Here is a 25,189-nt window from a genome sequence, read left to right on the forward strand (position 1 = left end):
TACCTCTTCACTGGAGTGATACGTTCTTCTCACTGCAATGATACGATCTCTTCACTGGAGTGATGCAATCGTATCACTCCAGTGAAGAGGTTGAAGTGACGGCCTGTTTTCCGTCTTTTTCCGGGGAAGGACCTCTCCGTCAGCCTGCTTTTAATTTATATTAACCTGCTTGCGCTTGGATTATTACGAAATTTTCGTAGATTTGCGAAGTATTCGTAATAAACTCGTATGCAGATGGAAAAGTTGACATTGCAGGAAGAGCAGGCGATGCTGTATATATGGAATCTCGGCGCCTGCTTTGTGAAGGAGATCGTGGAGCAGTATCCGGAGCCGCGCCCTCCTTATACCACGGTAGCTTCGGTTGTCCAGAATCTGAAGCGCAAAGGATACCTGGAGGCGCAACGTTTCGGCAATACTTACCGCTATACGCCTCTGGTTCAGCAAAGTGAATATAAAGAGCGTTCTGTCGGCAATTTTGTGCGCAATTATTTTGCCGATTCTTATAAGGAGATGGTTTCTTTCTTTGCGAAGGAGAACAAGATTTCTGCTTCGGACCTGAAGGAAATCATCGATTTGATAGAAAAAGGAAAACAGGAATAACATCAGAATCTTATGGCATCCGAATTGGTCTATTTGCTGGAAGTGAATGCCGGGCTCGTGCTTTTTTATGTGTTTTACCGGCTTTTTTGCGTGAGCGACACGTTCTTCGTCTGGAAACGCTTCGTTCTGCTTTCGTTTGTGGCGGCTTCGTTTCTTTTGCCTTTGGCGGATGTGGAATGGCCTGCTCCGGGCATCGTTTCATCTCCCGTTGCAGATTATATGTCCGCATTCGTCTTGCCCGAAGCGGTGGCAGAGGCTTCTGCTCCGTCGGATTCTGCACCTTTTCCGCCGGTTGTTTCCGCGCTTGTGCTGCTTTATGTGGCAGGCCTGTGCCTGCTGGCTCTCCGCATGATCGTCCGTTTGGGAAGTGTATGCCGTCTGTTGCGCCTTTCTTCTCCCGGGTCTTTGCATGGCGTGAATGTGAGGTTCCTTTCCGAACCCTCCGGTCCTTTCTCGTTTTTCGGCTGGATTTTTGTCTGCCGGAGGGATGTGGAGGCTTCGGATGAAGAGGAGGTTCTTGCCCACGAACGGGCGCATGTGCGTCAGTGGCATTCGTTGGATGTGCTGCTGATGGAGGCGGTCACCGCGGTATGTTGGTGGAATCCGTTTGCCTGGCTGCTGAGGCGGGAAGTGTGCGAAAACCTTGAATACCTGGCCGACCGCAGTGTGCTTGAATCGGGATTTCCGGTCCGCAAGTATCAGTATCATCTGGTGGAACTGGCTTCCCGTCCTTCCGGAACCGGAATTACCAATCATTTCAACTTATCATACCTTAAAAAACGTATCATTATGATGAACAAGAAGAAAACCAGCCGTGCAGGGTATTTCAAGTATGCTCTGCTCGCGTTTCCGGCATTCGCTCTACTCATGCTGGGAAACATGTCGTGTACATCGGAAAAGAAGCAAGCCGATGAAGGTGTGACGGAACAGACGGCGCCTGTTTCCGAGCCGGTGCAGGCTCCTGCCGATACGCCGGCTCCTGCTGAAACGGAAGAGGAAGTCTATACTGTGGTAGAACAGATGCCGGAGTTTCCCGGGGGAGTCCAGAAACTGCTTGATTTCATAAGCCAGAATATTCAGTATCCGCAGACGGCTATGAAGCAGAACGTTCAGGGGCGTGCCATCGTGCAGTTTGTGATTGAGAAAGATGGCTCGTTGAGCAATTTCAATGTGCTTCGCAGCGTCCATCCGGACCTTGATGCCGAGGCGGTGCGTGTGGTCAAGTCAATGCCCAAGTGGAAGCCCGGCATGCAGAAGGGTGAGCCGGTGCGCTGCAAGTACACCTTGCCGGTGATGTTCAAGCTTCAGTGATTGGTCTGGAGCGGTCTGTTTCGGGGCGTGGCGGTGTGGGTCGCCATGCCCCGGTTCTGTTTCGTTTCTTCTGTTTGCAGATGTTTCAAAAAGAAATAGATCGGTCGTTATTTCTGTTATATTTATTCGTTTTATCTTAAAAATAAGATCGGATTGATGTTTTTATGCCGTAAGGTATGGATGTTTGATTCTGTTTTGCTATATTTGCGATATTGGTAAAAACGATAAAAGGATAATCCGTATGGTTTACGACATTGAAATGATCAGAAACTTCTACGCGTCGTATAGGGCGAAAGTGGAAAATGCCAGAAAGAAATTGGATCGGCCTATGACTTTGGCCGAAAAGATCTTGTATGCACATTTGTATGATGAAAAGGCGATGACTGCATTCCGCCGGGGAGAAGATTATGTGAATTTTCGTCCCGACCGGGTGGCGATGCAGGATGCTACGGCGCAGATGGCCTTGCTGCAGTTCATGAATGCAGGAAAGGAGAAGGTGGCTGTGCCCTCTACCGTGCATTGCGATCATCTGATTCAGGCATATAAGGGAGTGAAGGAGGATTTGCCTGCCGCATGCGATGCGAACAGAGAGGTTTACGACTTTCTGAAAAGCGTGGCATCGAAATATGGCATCGGGTTCTGGAAGCCGGGTGCCGGAATCATCCATCAGGTGGTGCTGGAGAATTACGCTTTTCCCGGTGGCATGATGGTGGGAACGGACTCGCACACGCCGAATGCCGGAGGGCTGGGCATGATTGCTGTCGGTGTGGGCGGCGCGGATGCCGTAGACGTGATGGCTGGCATGGAGTGGGAGCTGAAGATGCCGAAGCTTATCGGAGTGAAGCTTGTTGGAAGCCTGAGCGGATGGGCTGCTCCGAAGGATGTGATATTGAAGCTGGCGGGACTGCTTACGGTGAAGGGTGCTACGAATGCCGTTATCGAATATTTCGGAGAAGGGACAGAATCTCTTTCCTGCACCGGAAAGGCAACCATCTGCAATATGGGGGCGGAAGTGGGAGCCACAACGTCGGTCTTTCCGTACGATGAAGAGATGGGCCGCTACCTTTCGGCTACGGGACGTGAGGAGATTGCCTCGCTTGCCGGAAGCTGCGCCGAGGATTTGCGTGCGGATGATGAAGTGCTGGCCGATCCTGCATCTTATTATGACCGTATCATTGAAATCAATCTTTCGGAACTGGAGCCTTATATCAACGGACCTTTCACGCCGGATGCGGCTTGTCCCATTTCGGAGTTTGCCGGCAAGGTGAAGGCAAACGGCTATCCGCAGCGTATGGAAGTCGGGCTGATAGGCTCGTGCACCAATTCTTCTTACCAGGATTTGAGTCGTGCCGCTTCGCTGGCCCGGCAGGTAAAGGAGAAAAAGCTGAAAATGGCTTCTCCGCTTATAGTCAATCCGGGTTCGGAACAGGTGTATTGCACGGCCTCACGCGACGGCATGATCGCTGACTTTGAAGCTGTCGGCGGAATCATAATGACCAACGCATGCGGTCCCTGCATCGGGCAGTGGAAGAGGGTGACTGATGACAATGCGCGTCCGAACTCGATTGTGACTTCCTTTAACCGGAATTTTGCGAAACGTGCCGACGGAAATCCGAATACGCATGCTTTTGTCGCTTCGCCCGAACTGGCTACAGCCCTTGCCATTGCCGGCGATCTCTGTTTCAATCCGCTGACAGACACATTGGTCAACGAAGCTGACGAGGCCGTAAGGCTGGACGCTCCTGTGGGAGAAACATTGCCTGCAAAGGGCTTTACGGTGGACGACAACGGCTATGTGGCTCCGGCTTCGGACGGAAGCCGCGTGGAGGTAACGATCAGTCCGCTTTCCCAGCGCTTGCAGAAGCTGGAGCCTTTTGCGCCTTGGGATGGAAATGATTTCCTTGAGATGCCGCTGCTTGTCAAGACGAAAGGGAAATGTACGACAGACCACATCTCGATGGCAGGGCCTTGGCTGCGCTTCCGCGGGCATCTGGAAAACATTTCTGACAATATGCTGATGGGGGCGGTAAATGCTTTCAACGGAAAGACGAATGCTGTATGGAACAGCCTGAACGGTAACTACGAAGCGGTTTCGGCCGTGGCAAAGCAATACAAGGCGGAAGGAATCGCGTCTATTGTGGTGGCCGAGGAAAATTATGGCGAAGGGTCCAGCCGGGAACATGCCGCCATGGAACCGCGCTTCTTGAATGTGAGGGTGATTCTTGCAAAGAGTTTTGCGCGTATTCATGAAACGAACCTGAAGAAGCAGGGAATGCTGGCTTTGACATTCGCGGACAAGGACGATTATGATAAAGTGCGCGAGCATGACAAGATTTCGGTATTGGGGCTGAGAGATTTCGCTCCGGGAAAGCCGTTGAGCATCGTTCTTTTGCATGAAGACGGAACGACGGAAACCTTTAGGGCTGCGCATACTTACAACAGGCAGCAAATCGAGTGGTTTAAGGCCGGTTCGGCGCTGAATACAAAATGAGTCCGGCTGGACTGCCGGGTGCCGTCTGAACGGCGGAAAAACGGTAAAGGCTTTTATTATTTACATTATTTACATTAGAATCTGAAGGATATGAGTAAAGTATATATGCAGGACGGGAAGCTGGTTGTTCCCGACAGGGTGACGGTTCCCTTTATAGAAGGCGACGGAGTTGGGGCAGAGATAACTCCGGTTTGTCAGAAGATAGTGAATGCGGCCGTAGAGTTGGCTTATCTCGGAAAGCGTTCCATCGAATGGATGGAGGTGCTGGCCGGAGGAAAGGCTTTCGAACGGACGGGCGAATGGCTGCCTCAAGCCACGCTGGATGCCTTTAACGAGTATCTGGTGGGCATTAAGGGGCCTTTGACTACTCCCGTAGGCGGAGGAATCCGTTCGTTGAACGTGGCTTTGAGGCAGACGCTTGACCTGTATGTTTGCCTGCGTCCGGTGCGCTGGTTCAAGGGAGTTGTATCTCCTGTGAAAGAACCTCACAAGGTGAACATGCACATCTTCCGCGAAAATACGGAAGACATCTATGCCGGCATCGAGTGGGAGCAGGGCACTCCGGAGGCGAAGAAGTTCTATGCGTTTCTCCGCGATGAAATGGGAGTGACCAAGGTGCGCTTTCCTGAAACGTCTTCGTTTGGGGTGAAGCCTGTGTCGAAAGAAGGCACGCAGCGTCTGGTGAGGGCAGCCATCCGGTATGCTGTCCGGCATCATCTTCCAAGCGTGACGCTGGTGCATAAGGGGAATATCATGAAATTTACCGAAGGAGGATTCAAGCGCTGGGGATACGAAGTGGCGGAAACGGAATTTTCCGGACAGACGTTTACTATGAACCGGTATGATGTGCTGAAGAAGGAGCTGGGAGAAGAGTCGGCGAGGGCTGCTATGGCCGATGCGGTAAACAATGGCAAGATCATCATAAAGGATTGCATTGCCGACGCTTTCTTGCAGAATACGCTGCTTATGCCCGAAGACTATTCCGTGATTGCAACGCTGAATTTGAACGGGGACTATGTTTCCGACCAGTTGGCTGCCATGGTGGGCGGCATCGGCATTGCTCCGGGAGCCAACATCAACTATCAGACAGGACATGCCATTTTTGAAGCGACACACGGGACGGCGCCGAATATCGCCGGAAAGAATGTGGTAAATCCGTGTTCGCTGCTTCTTTCATCGGTGATGATGCTGGAGCATTTGGGCTGGAACGAAGCCGCTTCGCTGATAACGGCTGCTCTGGAGAAAGCTTTTTCGCAGGGAGAGGCTACCCCCGATCTTGCACGTTTCATGCCCGGCGGAAAGTCTTTGCCTACCGATCTGTTCGGAGAGCGGATTGTGGAGCTGCTTGGGGTTTTGTAAATGTTTGCGCTGAAGTGGGAAGAACCGGCCGCAGACAAATTTTTAACTAAGAGTATTTATGAATTATGAAGAAGGAGTACATTGTATATAAATTGTCGGAATGTGCCAAACAGGCCTGCCGCATTGATAATGAGTTGTTCACCAGGTATAACGTGAAACGGGGACTCCGCAATGAGGACGGCACGGGTGTGCTGGTGGGGCTGACCAAGATCGGCAACGTGGTCGGCTATGAACGCACAGACGAGGGGCTGAAAGCCATTCCCGGAAAGCTGTTTTACAGAGGGTATGATCTGGATGACATCGTGCATGCCCTGCTGAAGGAGAAACGTTTCGGGTTTGAGGAAGTGGCTTATTTGCTTTTGTCGGGCGAACTGCCCGACAATGAGCAGCTGGCTGCATTTAAGGAGCTGATCAATGACAACATGCCGCTTGACAAGAAGACCACGATGAATATCATTGATCTGGAAGGGCAGAACATCATGAATATCCTTGCGCGCAGTGTGCTGGAAATGTATACGTTCGACCCGAATCCCGATGACATCTCCCGTGACAACCTGATGCGCCAGTCGATCGAACTGATTTCCAAGTTCCCGACAATCATCGCGTATGCTTATAGCATCTACCGTCACAGCATCCACGGACGGTCCCTGCATATCCGCCATCCGCATGAGAATCTTTCGATTGCGGAGAACTTCCTTTATATGATAAAGAAGGAATACACGCCGCTTGAGGCGCGTATGCTTGATCTGCTGCTGGTGCTGCAGGCAGAACACGGAGGCGGAAACAACTCTACTTTTACCGTGCGTGTCACCAGCTCTACGCGTACTGATACGTATTCGAGCATTGCCGCCGGCATCGGTTCATTGAAAGGGCCGCTTCATGGAGGAGCCAATATCCAGGTGGTTAAGATGTTCCATCATTTGAAGGAAGTCATATCCGACTGGACGAATGTGGATGAGATTGACACCTATCTTTTGCGGATGCTTAATAAAGAGGCATACGACGGAAGCGGACTGATTTATGGTATCGGACATGCTGTATATACGATTTCAGATCCGCGCGCCGTGCTGCTGAAAGAACTTGCAAGCGAGCTGGTTGCAGAAAAGGGGCGTGAAAAGGAATTCGCTTTTCTGGAACTGCTTGAACAGCGTGCCATCGAGTGCTTCAAGAAGGTGAAAGGGACGAAGAAGCGTGTCTGCTCGAACGTGGACTTCTATTCGGGATTCATTTACGAGATGATCGGCCTGCCGATGGAGATCTATACGCCTCTCTTCGCAATGGCCCGTATTGTGGGATGGACTGCACACCGCATCGAGGAGCTGAACTTTGAAGGGCGGCGAATCATTCGTCCGGCATACAAGAATGTGCTGGACGAGGTGGGATATACCCCCATCAGCGAACGCTGACAGGGGTTATCTCCCGTAAAGTCTCGGAATCAGGTCGCTCCGGCCTATTCTCTTCAGTTCATTGACAATGGCGCGGCGCTCTTCGGGCTTGTACCAAAAGAAGAACATGCGTTGCACCAGTTTTTCTTTCTGTGTCTTGGCCGAATATACAGGTTCCAGGGTGTAGGGATGAAATCCCGTGTACCATGCTTCGGTGGCTACTGTCATCGGTGTAGGAGTGAAGTCCTGCACTTGCTCCAGATGGAAGTCAAGCCGTTTGGTGATTACGGCAAGCTCTGCCATGTCTTCTTCTGTGCATCCCGGATGGCTGCTTATGAAGTAGGGAATGAGCTGCTGGCGCAGGTTCTCTTCCCGGTTCAGCTTGTCGAATATCCGTTTGAACTCGTAAAACAGTTCGAAGCTCGGCTTGCGCATCAGATAAAGCACCTTGTCGCTCGTATGCTCCGGAGCCACCTTGAGCCTTCCGCTTACGTGGCGCACGATCAGTTCGCGTGTGTATTCCGCCGCACTTTTGTTGGCGTTCGCATCTTTGCTTTTGTGCAGGAGCAGGTCATACCGCACCCCGCTTCCGATGAAGCTTTTCTTGATTCCCGGCATTGCGTCCACGGCATGATAGATGTCGAGCAGAGGACGGTGGTCGGCATTCAGGTTCGGGCAGACTTTCGGATGGATGCAGGACGGCCTCCTGCATTTCCGGCACAGCGTTTCGTCTTTTCCTCCCATTCTGTACATATTGGCCGAAGGCCCTCCCAGATCGCTCAGATATCCTTTGAAGTCGGGCATTTCCGTAATCGCTTTCACTTCTTTCAGGATGCTTTCCTTGCTTCGGCTCACGATGAACTTTCCTTGATGGGCCGAGATCGTACAGAAAGCGCATCCTCCGAAGCATCCCCGATGGATATTCACCGAGAATTTGATCATGTCGTAGGCCGGGATCCGCTTGTTCTTATATTTGGGATGAGGCAGTCGGGTATAGGGGAGATCGAACGAGCGGTCGAGTTCTCCCTGCGTCATCGGGGGATAAGGAGGGTTGACCACAACCGTCCGTCCGTCCACCTGTTGCAGAATGCGCGCTGCCGCATACCGGTTTGACTCTTCTTCGATGTGGCGGAAGTTCTGCGCCTGCTTCTTCTTGTCTTTGAGGCATTCTTCGTGCGAAAAGAGAATCAGGTCGCCTTCTCCGTTCGGATTGGGGGGCAGCTGGTCTTTATCCGGCTTGCCTGCCAGATAAGCGGTTTGCAGGATGTCGTGCGGAATGTCGTTTGCCGACGCTTCCTGCGTATCGCCCACCTTCTCCGAAAAATGCCGGCACAGGTCGGCTATGGGCTTTTCTCCCATTCCGTAAATCAGCAGGTCGGCCTTTGATTCGGTCAGTATGGACGGGCGCACGCGGTCGGCCCAATAGTCATAGTGGGTGAGCCTCCGCAGAGAGGCCTCTATTCCCCCCAGGATAACCGGTGTGTCCGGGTAAAGCTCTTTCAGGATGTTCGCATACACGATGCTCGGATATTCGGGGCGCATGTCGTGTCGTCCGTCCGGCGTGTAGGCGTCTTCACTGCGCAGGCGTTTGTTGGCTGTATATTTGTTGACCATGCTGTCCATGCATCCTGCGGATATTCCGAAAAACAGACGCGGGCGTCCGAGTTTCTTGAAATCCCTCAGGTCGTCCCTCCAGTTGGGCTGCGGCACGATGGCCACTTTGAGCCCCATCGCTTCCAGTGTCCGTCCGATTACGGCAGCTCCGAATGAAGGATGGTCCACATACGCGTCGCCGCTGAACAGGATGACATCCAGCTTGTCCCATCCCCTCAGCTCCGCTTCCTTTTTGGTTGTAGGCAGCCAGTCAGTCAGTTGATGTTCTTTCAAGGCTTCTTATGAGTTAGATTCTTCAGCTTTCTCTTCCTTTTCTTCTTTTTCTTTCTCCCATTTGATGTAGAGCAAGATCAGCTGATGCAGCCCGTATGCTTTCATGTTGTTGTGGTAGATGACATCAATGCAGAGGTCAAGCAAGTCCTTGCTGTTTTCTTCCATCGAGGCAATGAGCGAGCGGACATTCAGCTTGAGCTTGTCAAGCACCGATTCGTCGATGATTCCGTTGCTGTCGATCAGCTGCCGGAAGAGCGCATATTTTTCGATTGTTTCCAGATGTTTTTCTGAAATCTCCATGCTCCGTGTGCCCGAAGCGTTTGTCTGTATTGTGTACATAAAAAGATGTTATTATTGGTTTATATGGGCAAAGTTAGAATTTTTTCGGAAAACCCTTTTCTGTTTTTGTGTTTTCTTATGGTTTTATTGTTTCGCGATGCTTTATCTTTGTCCGGCTTTAAATACCGACAAATGGTGATTGTAAACCTTGTATGAATTGTCTTATTTTGCATTGAAAAATTATGAAACCTATATTTATGTGTACAAACGGAGCCAGAACTTATAAGCCTGCTGACAAGATGAGTGACTTGATTTGCGACAATTATGCGCTTCTTCAGGTTTTGAGCCGTTTTGGTGTGGCGCTGGGTTTCGGTGACAAGTCGGTGAAGGAAGTCTGCGAGATGAACCAAGTGGATTGCGATACATTTCTGATCGTTGTCAATTTCTTGTGCGAAGACGGCAACCGCATCCAGGATCATCTGAAGGGGCTTTCTATTCCGGCGCTGATGGATTACCTCAAGAGGGCGCACCATTATTTCCTGGATTTCCAGCTTCCCACCATCCGCCGCAAGCTCATCGAAGCGATCGACTGCTCGCAGGAAAATGAAGTGGCTTGTCTGATCATCAAGTTTTTTGACGCATATGTCCATGAAGTGCGCAAGCATATGGAATATGAAAACGAGAAAGTGTTTGTGTATGTCGGCAGGCTGCTGGAGGGGGAAAAAACAGAGGGATATAATATCGGAGTGTTCGCCCGCAACCATGACCAGATTAATGCGAAACTGACAGAACTGAAAAACATCATCATCAAGTATTATCCGGGAGGAGCCGACAACCAGCTTCTGAATGCCACGCTGTTCGACATTTTCAGTTGCGAGGAAGACTTGGACTCGCACAACCGGGTGGAAGACTATCTGTTTGTGCCTGCCATAATGGAACTGGAAAAGGAGGCAAGATGAAATCACAGGATGTAATACATGTAGCGGTGGCCGAATCTTCAGCAATTGTGCGCGGAGGGCTGGCTTCTATTTTGAGGCGGCTGGTTGACGTGAAGGTGCAGCCCATAGAAATATCTTCGAAAGAAGGGCTTCTGCATTGCATGGAAGCCCATCAGCTGGATATACTGATTGTGAATCCGCAGTTTGAAGGGTGGTTCGACCTGGACGGATTCAGGCAGCGGTATCCGCATGCTGACATCAAATTCATTTCGCTGATTTATACCGTTGTCGATTCCAATCAGTTGAAAGGATATGACGAAGCGGTCAACCTGTTTGACGATGTGGATTCTTTGACGCACAAGATTTCTGTTCTGATGAATGTGTCGGGTGAAGACGAAGGCGATGCGAGCACGCTGAGCCAGAGGGAAAAAGAAATAGTAGGGTGCGTAGTTCGCGGCATGACGAATAAGGAGATAGCCGAGAAGCTGTTCATTTCGGTGCATACGGTGATTACGCATCGGCGGAACATTACGAGAAAGCTGCAGATTCATTCGGCTGCCGGCCTGACCATCTATGCCATTGTGAACAAGCTGGTGGAGCTGAGCGAGGTCAAGATGAACTTGTAGCCGATTATTTGGAATGTTTCTAAAATACCAACAAATAGGTATTGCCGGAAACGCGCAGATTGCCTACCTTTGCAGTGTTAGTCATATGATATTACGTAAACCACAAAAGTAAAAAGAGTTAGTTATTAGTTGAGTCCGCCCTGCGAAGTGATTCGCGGGGCGGACGCGCGTTTGTAAGGGCACTTCTGCGTTTCTGCTGCCAGGGCTGACGCATTAAGAAGAATATTGATTATTAAGTACTTATTATTCAGCATATACTGATTTTATAGGTAAAAAACAACCTTTTTATCAGGCTTTAGTATATCTCTAAATATCAGATACTCTGAATATCAATGACTTTAGTAATGCGTCAGCCCTGTTTCTGCTGCGGCGGAAGGCACAAGTCTGTCCGGCATGTTTTACGGTCCGGCTCTTGGACCGTACGGTTTCATGCATGTGGACTGTATGGTTCACCTGCTGGACTATAGAATCTTTCCGTCCCTTGGGCAGGTTGCATCGCGGTCCGGAAGAGAAGGTGTGCGGAAGAAATGCGGAGGATGCCTTTCAGCCCGAAAAGCGGGCGCGTTCTGGTAAATATCCGGTGCCGCTGTTTCGGTTTTTTTAAGCAATCATTTTTCATTTTCAATAATTCGGTGTAAATTTGTTCGCAAATAATAACGAAACGGATCAGCAGTTGAAGGCTTTGGCCTTTGGGATTCGTAATAACTAATGATATGTGTATGAAAGTAGGGTTGTTTGTTCCGTGTTACATCAATGCTGTATATCCGCAGGTGGGGGTGGCCTCCTTCAAGCTTCTGAAAAGTCTGGGAGTAGACGTGGACTATCCCATCGACCAGACCTGCTGCGGGCAGCCGATGGCCAATGCCGGCTTTGAAAATGAAGCGCATGACCTGGCGAAGCGTTTCGACAGACTTTTTGAGAACTACGATTATGTGGTGGGTCCGTCTGCGAGTTGTGTTGTGTTTGTCCGCGACCATTACGGGAATTTGCTGGCAAAAGAAAGCCATCGCTGCGCCACTGAAGAGAAAATATATGACATTTGCGAATTCATTCACGATGTGGTCAAGCCCGCATCCCTGCAAGCCTCTTTCCCGCATAAAGTGAGCATCCAGAACAGCTGCCACGGCGTGCGGCTGATGCATCTTTCTTCGCCCAGCGAATTGAACGTCCCTTATTATAACAAGCTCCGCGACCTGCTTTCTTTGGTAAAGGGAATCGAGGTGGTCGAACCCGAACGTCCGGACGAATGTTGCGGATTCGGCGGAATGTTTGCCGTTGAAGAGTATGCCGTGTCCGGCCAGATGGGACGCGACAAGGTGCAGCGCCACATGGATACGGGAGCTGAATACATTGTCGGCGCCGACAGTTCCTGCCTGATGCATCAGAACGGAATTATCAGCCGGAACAATCTTCCTATAAAGACTATCCATATCGTTGAAATATTAGCTTCAGGCCTATGAGTACGAAACATTCTAAAAATGCCGGAAAGTTCCTGCAGAACGGGGAACTGGCAAAATGGCACGACCAGACGTTGTGGATGATGCGCGTGAAGCGTGACAATATGAGCCGCCAGCTTCCTGAATGGGAACATTTGCGCGACATGGCGTGCGCAATCAAGATGTACAGCAACAGCCATCTCGATCTGCTGCTTCAGGAGTTTGAGAAAAACGCGCAGGCTAACGGTGCGCATGTCTATTGGGCGAAAGACGCCGATGAATATTGCTCGATTGTCTATAACATACTGCATGCCCACAATGTGAAGCATTTCATCAAAAGCAAGTCGATGCTTGCCGAAGAATGCGGACTGAACGAGTTTCTTGAAGAAAAGGGAGTGGAGGTGGTTGAAAGCGACTTGGGTGAGCGCATCCTGCAGCTCATGCACAAGAAGCCGAGCCACATCGTTGTGCCGGCCATCCATATCAAGAAGGAAGAAATCGGCGAGCTGTTCGTAAAAGAAATGGGGACGGAGCCGGGCAACAACGACCAGACTTATCTGACTCATGCCGCGCGCAAGAATCTCCGTCATAAATTCATTGAGGCGGAAGCTGCGATGACCGGAGCCAATTTCGCCGTGGCTTCTACCGGCGAGTGCGTTGTCTGCACGAACGAAGGGAATGCCGACATGGGCACTTCGCAGCCCAAACTTCAGATTACGGCTTTCGGGCTGGAGAAAATCGTGCCCGACCGCGAGTCGCTGGGCGTGTTCACCCGCTTGCTTGCCCGTTCGGGCACAGGGCAGCCGATCACTACATATACTTCGCATTACCGCAAGCCTCGTCAGGGAGGAGAACTGCATATCATCATCGTCGATAACGGGCGCAGCAGGATTCTTGCTGACAAGGAGCATGTAAAGACGCTGAACTGCCTGCGTTGCGGTGCCTGCATGAATACATGTCCGGTATACCGCCGTAGCGGAGGCTACTCGTACACTTATTTTATTCCGGGCCCTATCGGCATTAATCTGGGTATGCTGAAGGCTCCCTTGCATTATTTTGACAATGTTTCGGCTTGTTCGCTGTGCTATTCATGCCAGAATGTATGTCCTGCCAAGGTGGATCTGGCAGATCAGATTTACCGCTGGAGGCAGAAGCTCGACGGGCTGAGCGTTGCCAGCTCGTCGAAGAAGTTCATGTCGGGCGGCATGAAGACGCTGATGGAGCATCCCCGTCTGTTTAATTTCGCTTTGCACAATGCCCATACGGTAAATGCCTTTCCCCGGTGGATGATATATAACGGGCTGAACGACTGGGGAAAGGAGCATGATATGCCGAAGTTTGCAAAGGAAAGCTTCAATGAAATGTGGAAAAAGAACAAAGTAAAATGAACTGATTATGAGCAGCAGAGAAGATATATTGCAGAATATCCGGCGGAACACCCAGGTGCGGTATGAAAAGCCGGACCTTTCTGAACTCGAAAAGGAGGCAATCGTCTATCCGGACAAGGTAAAGCAGTTTTGTGAAATCATGCAGCAGATGGGCGGACGCGCCGTTGTCGTAGAAAAGGGGGATGACATCAATGAACTTATCCGCAGGCAGTATCCTGACGCCAAACGCATCGCGTCGAATCTGAAGGCTGTATCTTGCCTTGGAAAGGAACAGAAGCTAGCCTGCGCCACCTTTCATCCGGATGATGTGGAAAAGCCGGGCGATCTGGACGGAACCGATCTCGCCATCGTGGACGGCAGGATAGGGGTTTGCGAAAACGGGGCTGTGTGGATACAGCAGGACGTGGAGCAGCGTGCCGTCTACTTCATTGCCGAGTCTTTGGTGCTTGTACTCGACCGCAGGAACCTTGTCAACAACATGCACGAGGCTTACAAACGCATTGATACCGGAGATTACGGTTACGGCGTATTCATATCCGGCCCCTCCAAGACAGCCGATATCGAACAGGCTCTGGTTATGGGAGCCCACGGCGCCCGCGATGTAACTGTGCTGCTCGTCTGATATTTCAGACAATGATTGGATATAAAAATATTCCGTTCTGTTTTCACCACGCGTGATGAGTTCAGAACGGAATTTTTATGTAAGAGAGTCTTGCTTGATTTTATTTTGTTGGGGCTATTGCATAATGTTTGGACGGAGCGGATGTATTGTTGATTGTGATGTTGTCCGTGCTGTCTGTTGAGATGAAATGAATTCCTGCCCACCACAAAATATTCACCACGATAATGCTCATGATCACCGTAAATGCGGCAATCCGAGTCTGCTGCTGCCGGGCAGAGAGTTTGTTGGATATTTTTTCTGTTTTGGCCTTCTCCATATTCGTTTTGTTTTTATCGTTTCTGTTTATTAAATGCAGTCCGTTGCCGAATACTGCACTGGTCGAAAGAAAAAATCAAATTAATTTACGAAGACGGTCTTGAAATAGCGTCCAAAAAGCTGTCTGGCCTCTTCCAGCTGCTGCGGCGTGTTCGGCTTTACGTCATTCAGTTTGTATTCCATCTGCATGGCTTCGTATTTGTGCACTCCCAGGGTATGGTAGGGAAGAATTTCAACCCGTTCAATCATCCTGTAGTTTCTGAAATGAGCGCCGAGGGCTTCGATGTCCTCTTTGAATCCGCTGTATCCCTGCACGAGAACATAGCGCAGCCAGAACGGTTTGTTGTTCTCTTCCAGCCACGCGGCTGTTTTCAGTGTTTGCGCATTGCTTCTTGAGGTCAGGATTTTATGGCGTCCGTCGTTGAACTCCTTTACGTCCAGAAGAACGAGATCGGCCAATGTGAACAGTTCTTTCACGTCATCGTTCCAGATTCCTCCGTTTGAATCGATGCATATATGGATGCCGGCTTCTTTCAGCATGCGGCAGAGCGGAATGAGCGACTTTGCCTGGAAAGTGGGTTCGCCTCCGCTGAAGGTGACGCCTCCCTTTTTGCCGAAAAACGGCTTCTGGCTGACTGCCATCCGGAGAATTTCTTCGGGTGTGGTTTCCTTGCTTTCGCCTTTGGCGTCGATGGTATCCGGATTGGCGCAATAAAGGCAACGGAAGTTGCATCCCTGCAGAAATACGACCAGGCGGATTCCCGGACCGTCGTATGTGCCTAATGATTCGTATGAATGTACTCTGATCATTGTTGTGCTGTTGTTGGCAAAAGATGAAGGTGTGCCTTTGGAGGCGGCACACCTTCCTGTCTGTATCAATTACATCCGTTCGTGGAAGCTGCGCGAGATTACCTCCAGCTGATGCTCGCGGCTCAGCTTGATGAAGTTCACGGCATATCCTGATACGCGGATGGTGAGCTGCGGGTATTTTTCCGGATGTTCCATCGCGTCTTCCAGCATTTCGCGGTTCAGCACGTTCACGTTCAGATGGTGAGCGCCCTTCACGAAATAGCCGTCCATCATGGTCACCAGGTTCTCGATGCGGTTTTCCATGTCAACGCCCAATGATTTCGGGACGATTGAGAACGTATTGCTGATGCCGTCCTGCGAGTCGCGGTAACGGAGCTTGGCAACGGAACTCAGCGAGGCGATGGCACCGTTCTTGTCGCGTCCGTGCATCGGGTTTGCTCCCGGAGCGAAAGCGATTCCTTTGGCGCGTCCGTCGGGCGTAGCTCCGGTTTTCTTTCCGTACATCACGTTTGAGGTGATTGTCAGGATCGAAAGCGTCGGCTTTGCGTTCTTGTATACCGGCAGCTTTTTCAGTTCCTCATCGAAATAGTAGATCAAGTCTACTGCAAGGTGGTCCACCCGGTCGTCATCGTTTCCGAAGCAGGGGTATTCTCCTTCAATGTCAAATCCTTCTGTCAGGCCGATGTCGTTGCGTTTCGCCTTCACTTTCGCATACTTGATGGCCGACAAGGAGTCTACCGCTATCGACATTCCCGCAACGCCGTATGCCAGATTGATGGCAGGGTTGGTGTCAACAAAGGCCATCTGAGCCTTTTCATAATAATACTTGTCGTGCATGTAGTGGATAATGTTCATCGCGTCGTTGTATACGCGCGCCATTTCCTTCAGCACTTTCTTATAGTTAGCCAATACCTCTTCAAAATTCAATACATCGCTGCTCAGCACGGGGATGTCTTTTACCATCAGCGTGCCGGTGTTTTCGCAGCGTCCGCCGTTGATGGCTAGCAGCAGAGCCTTGGCCAGGTTGCAGCGTGCGCCAAAGAACTGTATATGGCGTCCGATGTCCTGATACGATACGCAGCAGGCGATTCCGTAGTCGTCGGAGCCGCGCACTTCGCGCATCAGGTCATCGTTTTCGTATTGGATGGAAGACGTGTCGATTGATACCTGGGCGCAGAACCGCTTGAAACCTTCCGGAAGTTCGGGACTCCAGAGTACGGTCAGGTTGGGCTCGGGCGAAGGCCCCAGGTTGTACAGTGTTTGCAGGAAGCGGAACGACGTCTTGGTCACTTTTGTGCGTCCGTCGTTGAATCGTCCGCCTATGGATTCGGTCACCCATGTCGGGTCGCCGGCAAAGATGTCCGTGTAAGCCTGCATGCGCAGATGGCGCACCATGCGGAGCTTGATTACAAACTGGTCGATCAGCTCCTGTGCGTGAAGTTCGTCCAGCTTGCCGTGTGCCATGTCGTATTCAATGTAGATGTCGAGGAAAGAAGATACGTTTCCGAGCGACATGGCGGCTCCGTCCTGTTCTTTTACGGCGGCCAGATAAGCCATGTACACCCATTGCACAGCCTCTTGCGCACATTCGGCCGGGCGGCTCAGGTCGAGTCCGTACTGTTCTCCCATGACCTTGATTTCCTTCAGCGCCTTGATCTGTTCGGCCACTTCTTCGCGCAGGCGGATGCGTTCGTCTGTCATCGGTCCTGTCAGGCGGCGCAAGTCGTTCTGCTTGGCCTCGATCAGGCGGTCAAGTCCGTAGAGAGCCAGACGGCGGTAATCGCCGATGATTCGTCCGCGGGCATAATTGTCGGGCAATCCGGTGAGGAATCCCAGCGAGCGGAACGAACGTATTTCTTCAGTATATGCATCGAATACTCCGTCATTATGAGTCTTGCGGTAATGAGTGAAGATGTCCTTCACTTTCGGGTCAACTTCAACCCCATTTTCGCGGCATGCTTTTTCAACCACTTTGATTCCTCCGAACGGTTTGATGGCCCGGCGCAGCACTTCGTCGGTTTGCAGTCCGACGATTACTTCGTTCTCCTTGTCGATATATCCGGGAGCAAACGAAGTGATGGTGGATACCGTCGATGGGTCAAGCGAGCGTACTCCGTTGTTTGCGCGTTCTTCGGCCAGAGCCTCCAAGCACTTGTTCCATACTGCTTTTGTACGTTCTGTCGGACCTGTCAGAAACGACGCGTCGCCTTCGTAAGGAGTGATGTTTGTCTTTACGAAATCGGTCACGTTGATTTCATAGTTCCAACGACCTTCTTTAAAATTCATTGCCATAATCAAATAGGTTTAGTTAATGTAATTTTATGCTATAATTATGAATCAGGCTGCAAAGGTAGTGCTTTTCCTAAAATTGTGCAATACCTAAAATCTATTGATTGCTATTTTGTAATTATTTCAATGATGTTTTATGTTTTTTAGAAGAAAGCTTTCGTTTGCCCGGCAGGAAAAGCGGCCGGAGCTGTTGGGGAAACGGTATCTTGCCGGCAGAATTTCCGTTTCACGGTTTGAAACGTATAAATCACGGTGTGGAACGTACAAACAGCATTGTGGAATGCATAAACCACAATGTGGAACGGAGATTCCGGCAGCAGGTCCGGACTTTTTGTGTGGGGAAGGCTGCGTTTCCGGGCGGAGGTTTCAAAACCTCTGTCCGCAGGCGGATCCGTCGGGCCGGTGGAAACGGGCGGTTATTTTTCTTTTGATGAGGCTGTTTTGTCCGTACCGTGTCCGGAATCTGTCTGCCTTCGTGTAAAATATTGTTTTTCAGGCGTATGACGCTTTCTGATCCTCGAAATCCGTGTTTCGTGCGGCATTCCTTCCGGCTGCCTTTCGTGTCCGGACGAAGTTATTTTAAGAAAAAAGTGATGAAAAGTTTGGTCAAATGAAAAACTCGCTCTATATTTGCACCGCATTTCAAGGAAATGCTTCATTTGTCACCTATGACTTGGAAGTTTGGGTGAGTGGCTGAAACCAGCAGTTTGCTAAACTGCCGTACGGGTTACCGTACCGGGGGTTCGAATCCCCCAGCTTCCGCGTAGATAACAAATGAAGAGCACATGGCGCTTTCGTCTAGTGGCCTAGGACGCGGCCCTCTCACGGCTGAAACACGGGTTCGATTCCCGTATGCGCTACAATCGTTTATTGGAAGTTTGGGTGAGTGGCTGAAACCAGCAGTTTGCTAAACTGCCGTACGGGTTACCGTACCGGGGGTTCGAATCCCCCAGCTTCCGCAGGGACACCTCACAGGCGCAAAGCCTGTGGGGCGTTTTTGTTTTCGTTTGGATGCATCTTCCGGAAAAATTTTGTATCTTTATCCCGTAATCTTTTAATGTCATGGAATTGTCCGATTGGTTCAAGGGATTTGAGGATGGAGTGTCCCGCTTGTCGCCCGAACAGCGGGAGGTTTTCTTTTCAGCGTGCGGCGAGCACTGCGTAAAAAGCGGAACGCTTCAGGTTTATAGGGAATTGCATGCGAGGGCGGGCGGTGACCTGGATGTCTTTTTCCTGCAGGCCAATGAGCTTCCGGGAGTAAAGGCTGAAATTGTGGAGAAAGATTCCCTTTATCATTTGTATTTCATGGAATGTACTTGCGGCTTGTTCCGCCGGGGATACGTTTCAACGCCTTTGCTTTGCGAGTGTTCCAGGCAGAGCATTCTTTATGTGCTGCATTCGTTGTGGAAGGACCGGAGATTCCGGGTGACAATTTGCGGCTCCATTTTGCGGGGAAGTCCCTGTTGCAAGATGAGGATTGAAGCAGGGATGTCCGGGCAAAAGGCCGTATGATTTCAATTAGCAATGTTTTTCCGATGGCAATAGTAAGGTCTGTGTTCATATGGATTTGTTTTGTTCCGGCGGCCATTCTTAATGGGGGACTGCGCGAACATGTGCTGAATGGCATTTTAGGCGAGCGGCTGGCATTGCCCTTGAGCGGAATCCTGCTGAGCGGATTTATCTTTCTGATCACGTGGTTCCTGTTTCCGCGGATGGGCGCTTTCAGCAAGAAAGACTGCTTCAAGACGGGGCTGCTATGGATGTTTATGACCGTTCTGTTCGAGTTTGCGTCGGGGCTGGCGCAAGGCTGTGCTTTTGCTGAGCTGCTTGCGGCTTACAATCCGGCGACGGGCAATCTGTGGATACTTGTTGTGCTTTCTACGCTGCTTTCACCGGTGATTGCGGGCATGAAAAAAGGCAGAAAGGCTGGAGTGTAAGCCACAGGCACCGGTAGGGTTGTTTGCCGGGAAGCAATGCCCTGCAATCCTATTGCATCCTTTCTGTCTGTCCGGAAGATTTGGAGATCCTTTTCTGCCTTTCCTTTGGAATAAGAAACGGGATGCCTGTTCAGACATGGCCGTTTCTCGATTTTAGAACGTTCTTGCCTGTATGCGATATTCGTTCGGCGTGCATCCCGCCACTTTCTTGAACAGCCGGCTGAGGTGATGCGGGTACTGAAATCCTACTTCATAAGCTATTCCGCTGACCGTCTTGTCGGTTTCCAGCAGCCGGTCTTTTACCTTGTTGATAACGGCCAGGTGGATATGTTCGATAGCGGATTTGCCTGTCTGCTTCTTTACGAGATCGCCGAAATAATTGGCGGAGAAATGGAGCTGGTCGGCGCACCACGCAACGGAAGGAAGTCCCAGCTGCTCTGGCTTCGGCGAGTCAAAGTAGTCTGAGAGCAATGCCTCGAACCGTGCAAGCACATCGGTGTTGATAGCTTCGCGGGTAGTGAACTGCCGGTCGTAGAAACGGAGGCAATGATTCAGCAGGACTTCGATGTTTGAAATGATGATGTTGCGGCTGTGCTTGTCGATGGCATGCTGGAGCTCTTCTTCTATCTCGCTGAAGCAGTTGAAGATGGTTTGCCGTTCGCGTTCAGACATGTGCAGGGCCTCGTTCACTTCGTATGAGAAGAACGTGTAGTCTTTCATCCTGTGTGCGAAAGACGTGCCGCGTATCAGGTCGGGATGGAAGAGCAGGGCATAGCCTTGCGGATGCGGCGTTTCTCCGTCATCGTCAATTCCGCCGATTTGTCCGGGGGCGATGAACACGAGCGTGCCTTCCTGGTAGTCATATTTGCTGCGTCCGTAAGTCAGAGGCCCGTGAATTTTCTCTTTCAAGAAAATGGCATAGAAGCCGAAACACTTGCAGCGGTGCTTCAATACCGCCACTTTCGAGAAGTCCACAAAGCTGACCAATGGATTCAGTGTTTCCAGTCCGAGAAACTCATTGTAGTCATGTATCGTCTTCAAGTTCAATATTTCGCTCATATCTTCGTGCTTTTGCGGTTAGACTATTCCAAAGATATTGATTTTATTTCGGTTGGATGAGCAGGCAGCGTGCTTTTCCGTAAAATTGGTATGAGATTCTGTAAAATGGGTTTGTCGTGCCTCCGCCGTCGCTTCTTCCGTCAGGCTTGGCGGTGCAGCCGGGCAATGCTGGAAAGAACACTTGCCCGAAAATTCAGCGAGTCTGTAAAATAGGTGTTATTTTCTGTAATTTGTGTATGGACGCACTTGTTGGCACGGCTTATTTTTGCATTGTCAGAATACCAGCCAGAAACAAGCATGAGTATGGAAACATTCGATTTGAGAAACAGGCGGCTGTGCCGGTGCCGGGCGATGGAGCTTGTCGGGCATTTCCGCCGGAGTGCAGACATACGGCTGGGACGGACGGAGCAAAAAATGTTTAGTCAATATAAAAGAGCTGATGATGAAAACGGAAAATGGCAATAGAATCTCCCGGCGTTCCGCTCTCAAGCGCATGGGGCTGCTTGTGGCAGGGGCGGCAGCGTTAGGGATGCCCGCATTGACATCGTGCGGTGAGGAAACCCGAAAACGCATTATCCTTTACTTTACAGGAACGGGAAACTGTCTTTATGTGGCGCGCGAACTGGCGGATGAGCATACCGAACTGCTCAGTATCCCGCAACTGGTGAAGCAGGGGCGTTATGCGTTGGAGGCAGACGAGATCGGCATCGTTTATCCCGTCTACGGGCACATGCCGCCCAACATGGTGCGTGAGTTTATCAAGAAAGCCCAACTGAAGGCGAAGTATAAGTTTGCCGTACTGACATACGGCAACCGTAAGTGCAGTTCTGTTGAGATATGGGACGAGGTGTCCCGGAAGGCCGGATGTCCTTTCGATTACATCACGACCATGATTATGGTGGACAATTGGCTGCCTAATTTCGACATGAACGAGCAGGTGAAGATAGACAAGCACATTCCGGAAAGCCTTGAACGCATCCGCGCCGACCTTGCAGAGCGGAAACGCTGGCACGAATCGGTGACGGAGCTTGAACGTCAGCAGCATGCCGGTTTCCTGCAGGCCTCAGGAGTGGATCCGGAAACGGGTTTCCTGCTGCATAGCCAGGATGCCTTTGCGATAACGGACGACTGCATCGATTGCGGCATTTGCACGGAAGTTTGTCCGCGCGGAAACTATTCCCTGACCTCTGAAGGCGTGAAGACGGAAGGTGATTGTGAGTTCTGTTTTGCCTGCATCCACAATTGTCCGCAGAAAGCGATTCGCTTTAAGCAAATGAAAGAGGTGAACCCCAACGCCCGCTACCGCAACGAGCATGTGTCGTTGTGGAGCATTAAAGAATCGAACAGGCAATAATCGGCGGGAAAGCAGAAAGCCGGCCTTGGGGGATTTGCCGTGAGATCGGCAAGCCCCCGGGGAGTCATGCTGTTGTCCGGACGTTCGTCTTCGTGGGGGAGGAAGTTCTCTTTCGTTTTGTTGAAAACATCATTTCTTTTCCGGAACAGGCTGGAATTTGTATATTTGTACATCATGTTAAAACATAATATTCTGTTTATTAGCTATTTGTTGTTTGCATATGTCTATGTATGACATGCTCTTGTTTGTCGGCTATTGGCTAACTTTGCAATCAAAAATAGTGCATTTATGGAAAGAAAAAGTTTTACATGCCGTTTGGCCGGGCCAGTCTTGTGTGCCGTTATTCTTCTTATGGCTTCGTGTACTGACGATATGGACCAGCCACGCTTGTCGGACCGTATATTGTTTACCTCAGAAATTCAGAATGCCTGGTCTTCTTCTGCAGCCTCCGGAGCAGCCAAGTCGCGCTCGTTTGTTTCCGTAATGCAGGCAGAAGGGATTTCTCCTCTTTATTTGCATACCCTTTGCGCCGACAGTATAAAGATGGTGTCTTTGAGTGACACGCTTCCTGCCACCCGTTTCACGCCGGTGAATCAGAATAACATGTACGACACGTTCGGAGTATTCGCTTATGCGTATACCACCTCATGGGACAGTTCCCAAAGCCCGAACTACATGTATGATGTATCTGTTAGCAGAACAGGCAAGTCATGGATGCCGTCTTCTGCTCATTACTGGCCGGGAAGCGCTTACAAGATGAAGTTTTTTGCCTATGCTCCCAAAGGTGTTGCCGCCTATCAGTTGTCGGAACAGGACGCCGGGGTTCCTGCGATAACCTGCATGGTTCCGGAAAGTGTGGCCGACCAGCAGGATCTGTTGGTGGCTGCCTCGGACGAGGTGAGCGGAAATTCCGGCAGCGCGGTGAATCTGACTTTCCGCCATGCACTGACAGCGGTAAGGTTTGTGTGCGGCCGCGATATGAAGGCAGGAACGGTAAAGAGCGTGGCACTCAAAGGAGTAAATTCCACAGGTACTTACAGCTTAGGTTCGGATAGCTGGAGCCGTATCGGTTCTCCCAAAGATTTCGTCCAGACATTGAACAAGACTGCTGACGGAACCGACAGCCAGGAAATCACGGCCGGTGCACAGATCTTTATGATGATTCCTCAAACCCTTCCCGATGACGCTTTCATTGAAGTGGTGTTTAATGACGGAAAGGCTGACCATACCTTGACGAGCAGCCTGAAAGGAACCTCATGGCCTATGGGAAAGACGATAACCTATAAGATTTCCACCACGTCAATCAACTGGGAATACACACTGTCTGTCCTTCCTCCGGGGACTTACAGCTTCAAGGGAGGAAGTTCAGCGTACAGCATAACCAGCTACAGGGAAAATTCCGTAACGAAAGAACCGGTCAGCTGGCAGGCTGAATTTTCTACTGACAGTGGGAAGACATGGAAACCGACAAAGCCCGACTGGTTGTCTGCTTTTTCTTCCGGAAATACCGGAGAAGGCAGCCTGACAGCCGTTGCTTATACGGCGACTGTAGCCCCTCAGACTGGAAGCAGCGAAAGTTCCCATACCAATGAGCTAAGGAGGCGTCCGAGCAAAGGAAGCAAAGGCGTGCCCTACAATCTTTCAAATGATAGAGGGGAGGCGGCCATACAGAATACGGCCAACTGTTACGTTGTCAGTGCTCCGGGAGATTACTGTTTCCCGCTGGTTTATGGGAATGCAATCAAAGGGGGCGCGGATAACAGATCGGCGTATTTCTATGATTTTGACGCTGAATTCGTGCTCAAGAATTTTATAAACCATCTGGGCGCTCCCGTCCGTTCTTCCAAAATCTACGAAAATGCGGGATGTGAAGCCCGGTCATGCAAGCTGTTGTGGCAGGATGCTCCGGGACTGGTGTCGGATGTTGCCCTGTATGATAACGGACATTCAGTCCGATTCACTGTAGGCAAGGCCACCATCCAGCAGGGAAATGCGGTTGTTGCTGTTTTTGATGCCGGCGGAAACATCATGTGGAGCTGGCATATCTGGGTGACGGACACCGATGTGCAGGCAACCAAAAAAGTGGTGAATGCGGACGGCATTCCTTGCCAGATGATGGCAGTAAACCTGGGATGGTGCGATGGAGAGCATGTCACTTTCGCAAGGAGGGAATGCCGGGTTCGCATCAAGGCGGACGAAGAGGTCCGGACATTTGCCATCGTTCAAGATCCTTTCGAACTGAATTATGGCGGCAACAGTCCTTATTTCCAGTGGGGGCGAAAAGATCCTCTCTATTCGGGAGATATCGGTACGCTGGAAACGAAATATTGGTATGACGGAAACGGCCGGATTTCTAACGACAATCCCCTTACGTCCGTTAGTCAGGACGGAAAAGACTGTATTGTCTGGGGCATCCTGAACCCCCAGAAACTGAACAGAAACCAGGGTATGGACAATACGTATGTCAACCTGTGGGATGCCGAAAGCAATGTGCCTTATATGGACGGGGAAACGCCGACCAAGAGCATATACGATCCATGTCCCGTAGGCTTCCGTTTGCCGAGGGGAATGGAGTTTACCGGATTCTCGAAAACCGGCGACACGGCAGAGGAGGAAGACATGAATGTGTCCGGCTCGTATGCAAAGGGATGGAACTTCTATACCGGACCGGACGGGACGGGAGAAACGATTTTCTTCCCGGCTACAGGTTCCCGGTATGGTTCGGAAAATCCGGGCAAACTCAACCGCATCGGACTGGATATCCTGGTGTATGTTGCGGCTTCTTTCGGAATAAGCAACGGCTATTATTTATGGGCGACGAATGTCGGCATATGGCTGAATACCTACACAAGCCGTCAGGGTGCTTTTTCCATACGTCCCGTTCATGATTGAAGGCGCGGGTATAGAAGCTGGCTCTTGTGTCTTATCCCGCAGAGAATGCCGGATTCAATTTGTTTAAAGTGTAATGATAAAGACAGGGAGAAATGTGGCAAGCCGGAGGTATCGCATCTTGCCTGTGATGGCGGAGTGGATATGATTCGGAAGCCAGGACTGGCGGGCGGGCCATGAATCACAGTCTTTAGCCTGAGGATATGTATCTTTG

The 25,189-nt window shown here is 50.6% G+C and carries 21 protein-coding genes and 3 tRNA genes; 18 read left to right on the forward strand and 6 right to left on the reverse strand.

Features of this window, described 5'->3' with window-relative positions:
- The first annotated feature begins 234 nt into the window (after window positions 1–234).
- From QUW60_RS04725 to QUW60_RS04745, 5 genes are all read left to right on the forward strand, one after another.
- Window positions 235–600, forward strand: coding sequence for a BlaI/MecI/CopY family transcriptional regulator (locus QUW60_RS04725; protein ID WP_258337090.1), 366 nt, complete (start codon window positions 235–237; stop codon window positions 598–600).
- A 12-nt stretch (window positions 601–612) separates the two neighbouring features.
- Window positions 613–1,911: a M56 family metallopeptidase gene (locus QUW60_RS04730; RefSeq protein ID WP_289558774.1), complete on the forward strand. Its 1,299-nt coding sequence runs from the start codon at window positions 613–615 to the stop codon at window positions 1,909–1,911.
- A gap of 241 nt (window positions 1,912–2,152) precedes the next feature.
- Entirely contained in the window at window positions 2,153–4,402 is a 2,250-nt protein-coding gene (locus QUW60_RS04735; RefSeq protein ID WP_289558776.1) for an aconitate hydratase, read from the forward strand.
- A gap of 90 nt (window positions 4,403–4,492) precedes the next feature.
- Window positions 4,493–5,761 carry an NADP-dependent isocitrate dehydrogenase gene (gene icd, locus QUW60_RS04740; protein WP_258337087.1) on the forward strand — a complete coding sequence of 423 codons (1,269 nt, stop codon included), beginning with the start codon at window positions 4,493–4,495 and terminating at the stop codon, window positions 5,759–5,761.
- Between the two features lie 65 nt (window positions 5,762–5,826).
- On the forward strand, window positions 5,827–7,167 hold the full coding sequence (locus QUW60_RS04745; RefSeq protein WP_258337086.1) for a citrate/2-methylcitrate synthase: 1,341 nt from the start codon (window positions 5,827–5,829) through the stop codon (window positions 7,165–7,167).
- Window positions 7,168–7,173: 6 nt separating this feature from the next.
- On the opposite strand, the gene QUW60_RS04750 is transcribed toward QUW60_RS04745, so the two are convergent.
- Together QUW60_RS04750 and QUW60_RS04755 are read right to left on the reverse strand one after the other, a co-directional pair.
- The gene (locus tag QUW60_RS04750) at window positions 7,174–9,033 is read right to left on the reverse strand and encodes a YgiQ family radical SAM protein (protein ID WP_289558779.1); all 1,860 of its coding nucleotides are present in this window, start codon (window positions 9,031–9,033) and stop codon (window positions 7,174–7,176) included.
- A 6-nt stretch (window positions 9,034–9,039) separates the two neighbouring features.
- Window positions 9,040–9,372, reverse strand: a complete 333-nt coding sequence (locus QUW60_RS04755; RefSeq protein ID WP_258337084.1) for a DUF8442 family protein — start codon at window positions 9,370–9,372, stop codon at window positions 9,040–9,042.
- 182 nt (window positions 9,373–9,554) lie between these two features.
- On the opposite strand from QUW60_RS04755, the gene QUW60_RS04760 reads away from it, so the two are divergent.
- The 5 genes from QUW60_RS04760 to QUW60_RS04780 all read left to right on the forward strand — a co-directional run bounded on the left by QUW60_RS04760 (window position 9,555) and on the right by QUW60_RS04780 (window position 14,322).
- A complete protein-coding gene (locus QUW60_RS04760) occupies window positions 9,555–10,271 on the forward strand; it encodes a hemerythrin domain-containing protein (RefSeq protein ID WP_258337083.1) in 717 nt (238 codons plus the stop codon).
- On the forward strand, window positions 10,268–10,876 hold the full coding sequence (locus QUW60_RS04765; RefSeq protein ID WP_258337082.1) for a response regulator transcription factor: 609 nt from the start codon (window positions 10,268–10,270) through the stop codon (window positions 10,874–10,876). Before QUW60_RS04760 ends, QUW60_RS04765 begins: the two co-directional genes overlap by 4 nt.
- 719 nt (window positions 10,877–11,595) lie before the next feature.
- Window positions 11,596–12,336 (forward strand): (Fe-S)-binding protein, encoded by a 741-nt coding sequence (locus tag QUW60_RS04770; protein ID WP_258337081.1) that lies wholly within the window; start codon window positions 11,596–11,598, stop codon window positions 12,334–12,336.
- Window positions 12,333–13,700 (forward strand): lactate utilization protein B, encoded by a 1,368-nt coding sequence (locus tag QUW60_RS04775; RefSeq protein WP_258337080.1) that lies wholly within the window; start codon window positions 12,333–12,335, stop codon window positions 13,698–13,700. The genes QUW60_RS04770 and QUW60_RS04775 overlap by 4 nt, the downstream gene beginning before the upstream one ends.
- 7 nt (window positions 13,701–13,707) lie before the next feature.
- On the forward strand, window positions 13,708–14,322 hold the full coding sequence (locus tag QUW60_RS04780) for a LutC/YkgG family protein (protein ID WP_289558787.1): 615 nt from the start codon (window positions 13,708–13,710) through the stop codon (window positions 14,320–14,322).
- Window positions 14,323–14,422: 100 nt separating this feature from the next.
- Here the strand turns inward: QUW60_RS04780 and QUW60_RS04785 are convergent, their stop codons facing one another.
- The 3 genes from QUW60_RS04785 to pflB all read right to left on the reverse strand — a co-directional run bounded on the left by QUW60_RS04785 (window position 14,423) and on the right by pflB (window position 17,739).
- On the reverse strand, window positions 14,423–14,638 hold the full coding sequence (locus QUW60_RS04785; protein ID WP_258337078.1) for a hypothetical protein: 216 nt from the start codon (window positions 14,636–14,638) through the stop codon (window positions 14,423–14,425).
- Between the two features lie 80 nt (window positions 14,639–14,718).
- Entirely contained in the window at window positions 14,719–15,447 is a 729-nt protein-coding gene (gene pflA, locus QUW60_RS04790) for a pyruvate formate-lyase-activating protein (protein ID WP_258337077.1), read from the reverse strand.
- Between the two features lie 69 nt (window positions 15,448–15,516).
- Window positions 15,517–17,739 (reverse strand): formate C-acetyltransferase, encoded by a 2,223-nt coding sequence (gene pflB / locus QUW60_RS04795; RefSeq protein ID WP_258337076.1) that lies wholly within the window; start codon window positions 17,737–17,739, stop codon window positions 15,517–15,519.
- 672 nt (window positions 17,740–18,411) lie between these two features.
- Here pflB and QUW60_RS04800 point away from each other — a divergent pair.
- From QUW60_RS04800 to QUW60_RS04820, 5 genes are all read left to right on the forward strand, one after another.
- Window positions 18,412–18,498 (forward strand) — tRNA-Ser (locus QUW60_RS04800).
- Window positions 18,499–18,523: 25 nt separating this feature from the next.
- A tRNA-Glu gene (locus QUW60_RS04805) sits at window positions 18,524–18,596 on the forward strand.
- Window positions 18,597–18,608: 12 nt separating this feature from the next.
- Window positions 18,609–18,695, forward strand: a tRNA-Ser gene (locus tag QUW60_RS04810).
- Window positions 18,696–18,798: 103 nt separating this feature from the next.
- The gene (locus tag QUW60_RS04815) at window positions 18,799–19,248 is read left to right on the forward strand and encodes a hypothetical protein (protein WP_289558790.1); all 450 of its coding nucleotides are present in this window, start codon (window positions 18,799–18,801) and stop codon (window positions 19,246–19,248) included.
- Between the two features lie 23 nt (window positions 19,249–19,271).
- A complete protein-coding gene (locus tag QUW60_RS04820; RefSeq protein ID WP_289558792.1) occupies window positions 19,272–19,673 on the forward strand; it encodes a hypothetical protein in 402 nt (133 codons plus the stop codon).
- A gap of 153 nt (window positions 19,674–19,826) precedes the next feature.
- On the opposite strand, the gene QUW60_RS04825 is transcribed toward QUW60_RS04820, so the two are convergent.
- Window positions 19,827–20,732 carry a helix-turn-helix domain-containing protein gene (locus tag QUW60_RS04825; RefSeq protein WP_289558794.1) on the reverse strand — a complete coding sequence of 302 codons (906 nt, stop codon included), beginning with the start codon at window positions 20,730–20,732 and terminating at the stop codon, window positions 19,827–19,829.
- Between the two features lie 303 nt (window positions 20,733–21,035).
- Here QUW60_RS04825 and QUW60_RS04830 point away from each other — a divergent pair, with 303 nt between their 5' ends.
- The 3 genes from QUW60_RS04830 (at window position 21,036) to QUW60_RS04840 (ending at window position 24,978) form a co-directional block, all read left to right on the forward strand.
- Window positions 21,036–21,197 (forward strand): hypothetical protein, encoded by a 162-nt coding sequence (locus tag QUW60_RS04830; protein WP_258337072.1) that lies wholly within the window; start codon window positions 21,036–21,038, stop codon window positions 21,195–21,197.
- On the forward strand, window positions 21,175–22,086 hold the full coding sequence (locus QUW60_RS04835) for an EFR1 family ferrodoxin (RefSeq protein ID WP_289558796.1): 912 nt from the start codon (window positions 21,175–21,177) through the stop codon (window positions 22,084–22,086). Before QUW60_RS04830 ends, QUW60_RS04835 begins: the two co-directional genes overlap by 23 nt.
- Window positions 22,087–22,374: 288 nt before the next feature.
- Window positions 22,375–24,978: a fimbrillin family protein gene (locus QUW60_RS04840; RefSeq protein WP_289558798.1), complete on the forward strand. Its 2,604-nt coding sequence runs from the start codon at window positions 22,375–22,377 to the stop codon at window positions 24,976–24,978.
- The last annotated feature ends 211 nt before the right edge of the window (window positions 24,979–25,189 follow it).

The sequence above is a fragment of the Bacteroides gallinaceum genome, from assembly GCF_030373775.1.
In the GTDB taxonomy this organism is placed as follows: Bacteria; Bacteroidota; Bacteroidia; order Bacteroidales; family Bacteroidaceae; genus Phocaeicola; species Phocaeicola excrementipullorum.

What these genes read in the sequence shown, in the direction of transcription:
- QUW60_RS04780 (WP_289558787.1), top strand. Translation starts at nt 13,708, where the DNA reads ATGAGCAGCAGAGAAGATATATTGCAGAATATCCGGCGGAACACCCAG.
- QUW60_RS04830 (WP_258337072.1), top strand. Translation starts at nt 21,036, where the DNA reads ATGGAAACATTCGATTTGAGAAACAGGCGGCTGTGCCGGTGCCGGGCG.
- pflA (WP_258337077.1), bottom strand. Translation starts at nt 15,447, where the DNA reads ATGATCAGAGTACATTCATACGAATCATTAGGCACATACGACGGTCCG.
- QUW60_RS04730 (WP_289558774.1), top strand. Translation starts at nt 613, where the DNA reads ATGGCATCCGAATTGGTCTATTTGCTGGAAGTGAATGCCGGGCTCGTG.
- QUW60_RS04820 (WP_289558792.1), top strand. Translation starts at nt 19,272, where the DNA reads ATGGCAATAGTAAGGTCTGTGTTCATATGGATTTGTTTTGTTCCGGCG.
- QUW60_RS04835 (WP_289558796.1), top strand. Translation starts at nt 21,175, where the DNA reads ATGAAAACGGAAAATGGCAATAGAATCTCCCGGCGTTCCGCTCTCAAG.
- icd (WP_258337087.1), top strand. Translation starts at nt 4,493, where the DNA reads ATGAGTAAAGTATATATGCAGGACGGGAAGCTGGTTGTTCCCGACAGG.
- QUW60_RS04755 (WP_258337084.1), bottom strand. Translation starts at nt 9,372, where the DNA reads ATGTACACAATACAGACAAACGCTTCGGGCACACGGAGCATGGAGATT.
- QUW60_RS04770 (WP_258337081.1), top strand. Translation starts at nt 11,596, where the DNA reads ATGAAAGTAGGGTTGTTTGTTCCGTGTTACATCAATGCTGTATATCCG.
- QUW60_RS04825 (WP_289558794.1), bottom strand. Translation starts at nt 20,732, where the DNA reads ATGAGCGAAATATTGAACTTGAAGACGATACATGACTACAATGAGTTT.
- QUW60_RS04735 (WP_289558776.1), top strand. Translation starts at nt 2,153, where the DNA reads ATGGTTTACGACATTGAAATGATCAGAAACTTCTACGCGTCGTATAGG.
- QUW60_RS04775 (WP_258337080.1), top strand. Translation starts at nt 12,333, where the DNA reads ATGAGTACGAAACATTCTAAAAATGCCGGAAAGTTCCTGCAGAACGGG.
- QUW60_RS04840 (WP_289558798.1), top strand. Translation starts at nt 22,375, where the DNA reads ATGGAAAGAAAAAGTTTTACATGCCGTTTGGCCGGGCCAGTCTTGTGT.
- pflB (WP_258337076.1), bottom strand. Translation starts at nt 17,739, where the DNA reads ATGGCAATGAATTTTAAAGAAGGTCGTTGGAACTATGAAATCAACGTG.
- QUW60_RS04760 (WP_258337083.1), top strand. Translation starts at nt 9,555, where the DNA reads ATGAAACCTATATTTATGTGTACAAACGGAGCCAGAACTTATAAGCCT.
- QUW60_RS04815 (WP_289558790.1), top strand. Translation starts at nt 18,799, where the DNA reads ATGGAATTGTCCGATTGGTTCAAGGGATTTGAGGATGGAGTGTCCCGC.
- QUW60_RS04785 (WP_258337078.1), bottom strand. Translation starts at nt 14,638, where the DNA reads ATGGAGAAGGCCAAAACAGAAAAAATATCCAACAAACTCTCTGCCCGG.
- QUW60_RS04745 (WP_258337086.1), top strand. Translation starts at nt 5,827, where the DNA reads ATGAAGAAGGAGTACATTGTATATAAATTGTCGGAATGTGCCAAACAG.
- QUW60_RS04765 (WP_258337082.1), top strand. Translation starts at nt 10,268, where the DNA reads ATGAAATCACAGGATGTAATACATGTAGCGGTGGCCGAATCTTCAGCA.
- QUW60_RS04725 (WP_258337090.1), top strand. Translation starts at nt 235, where the DNA reads ATGGAAAAGTTGACATTGCAGGAAGAGCAGGCGATGCTGTATATATGG.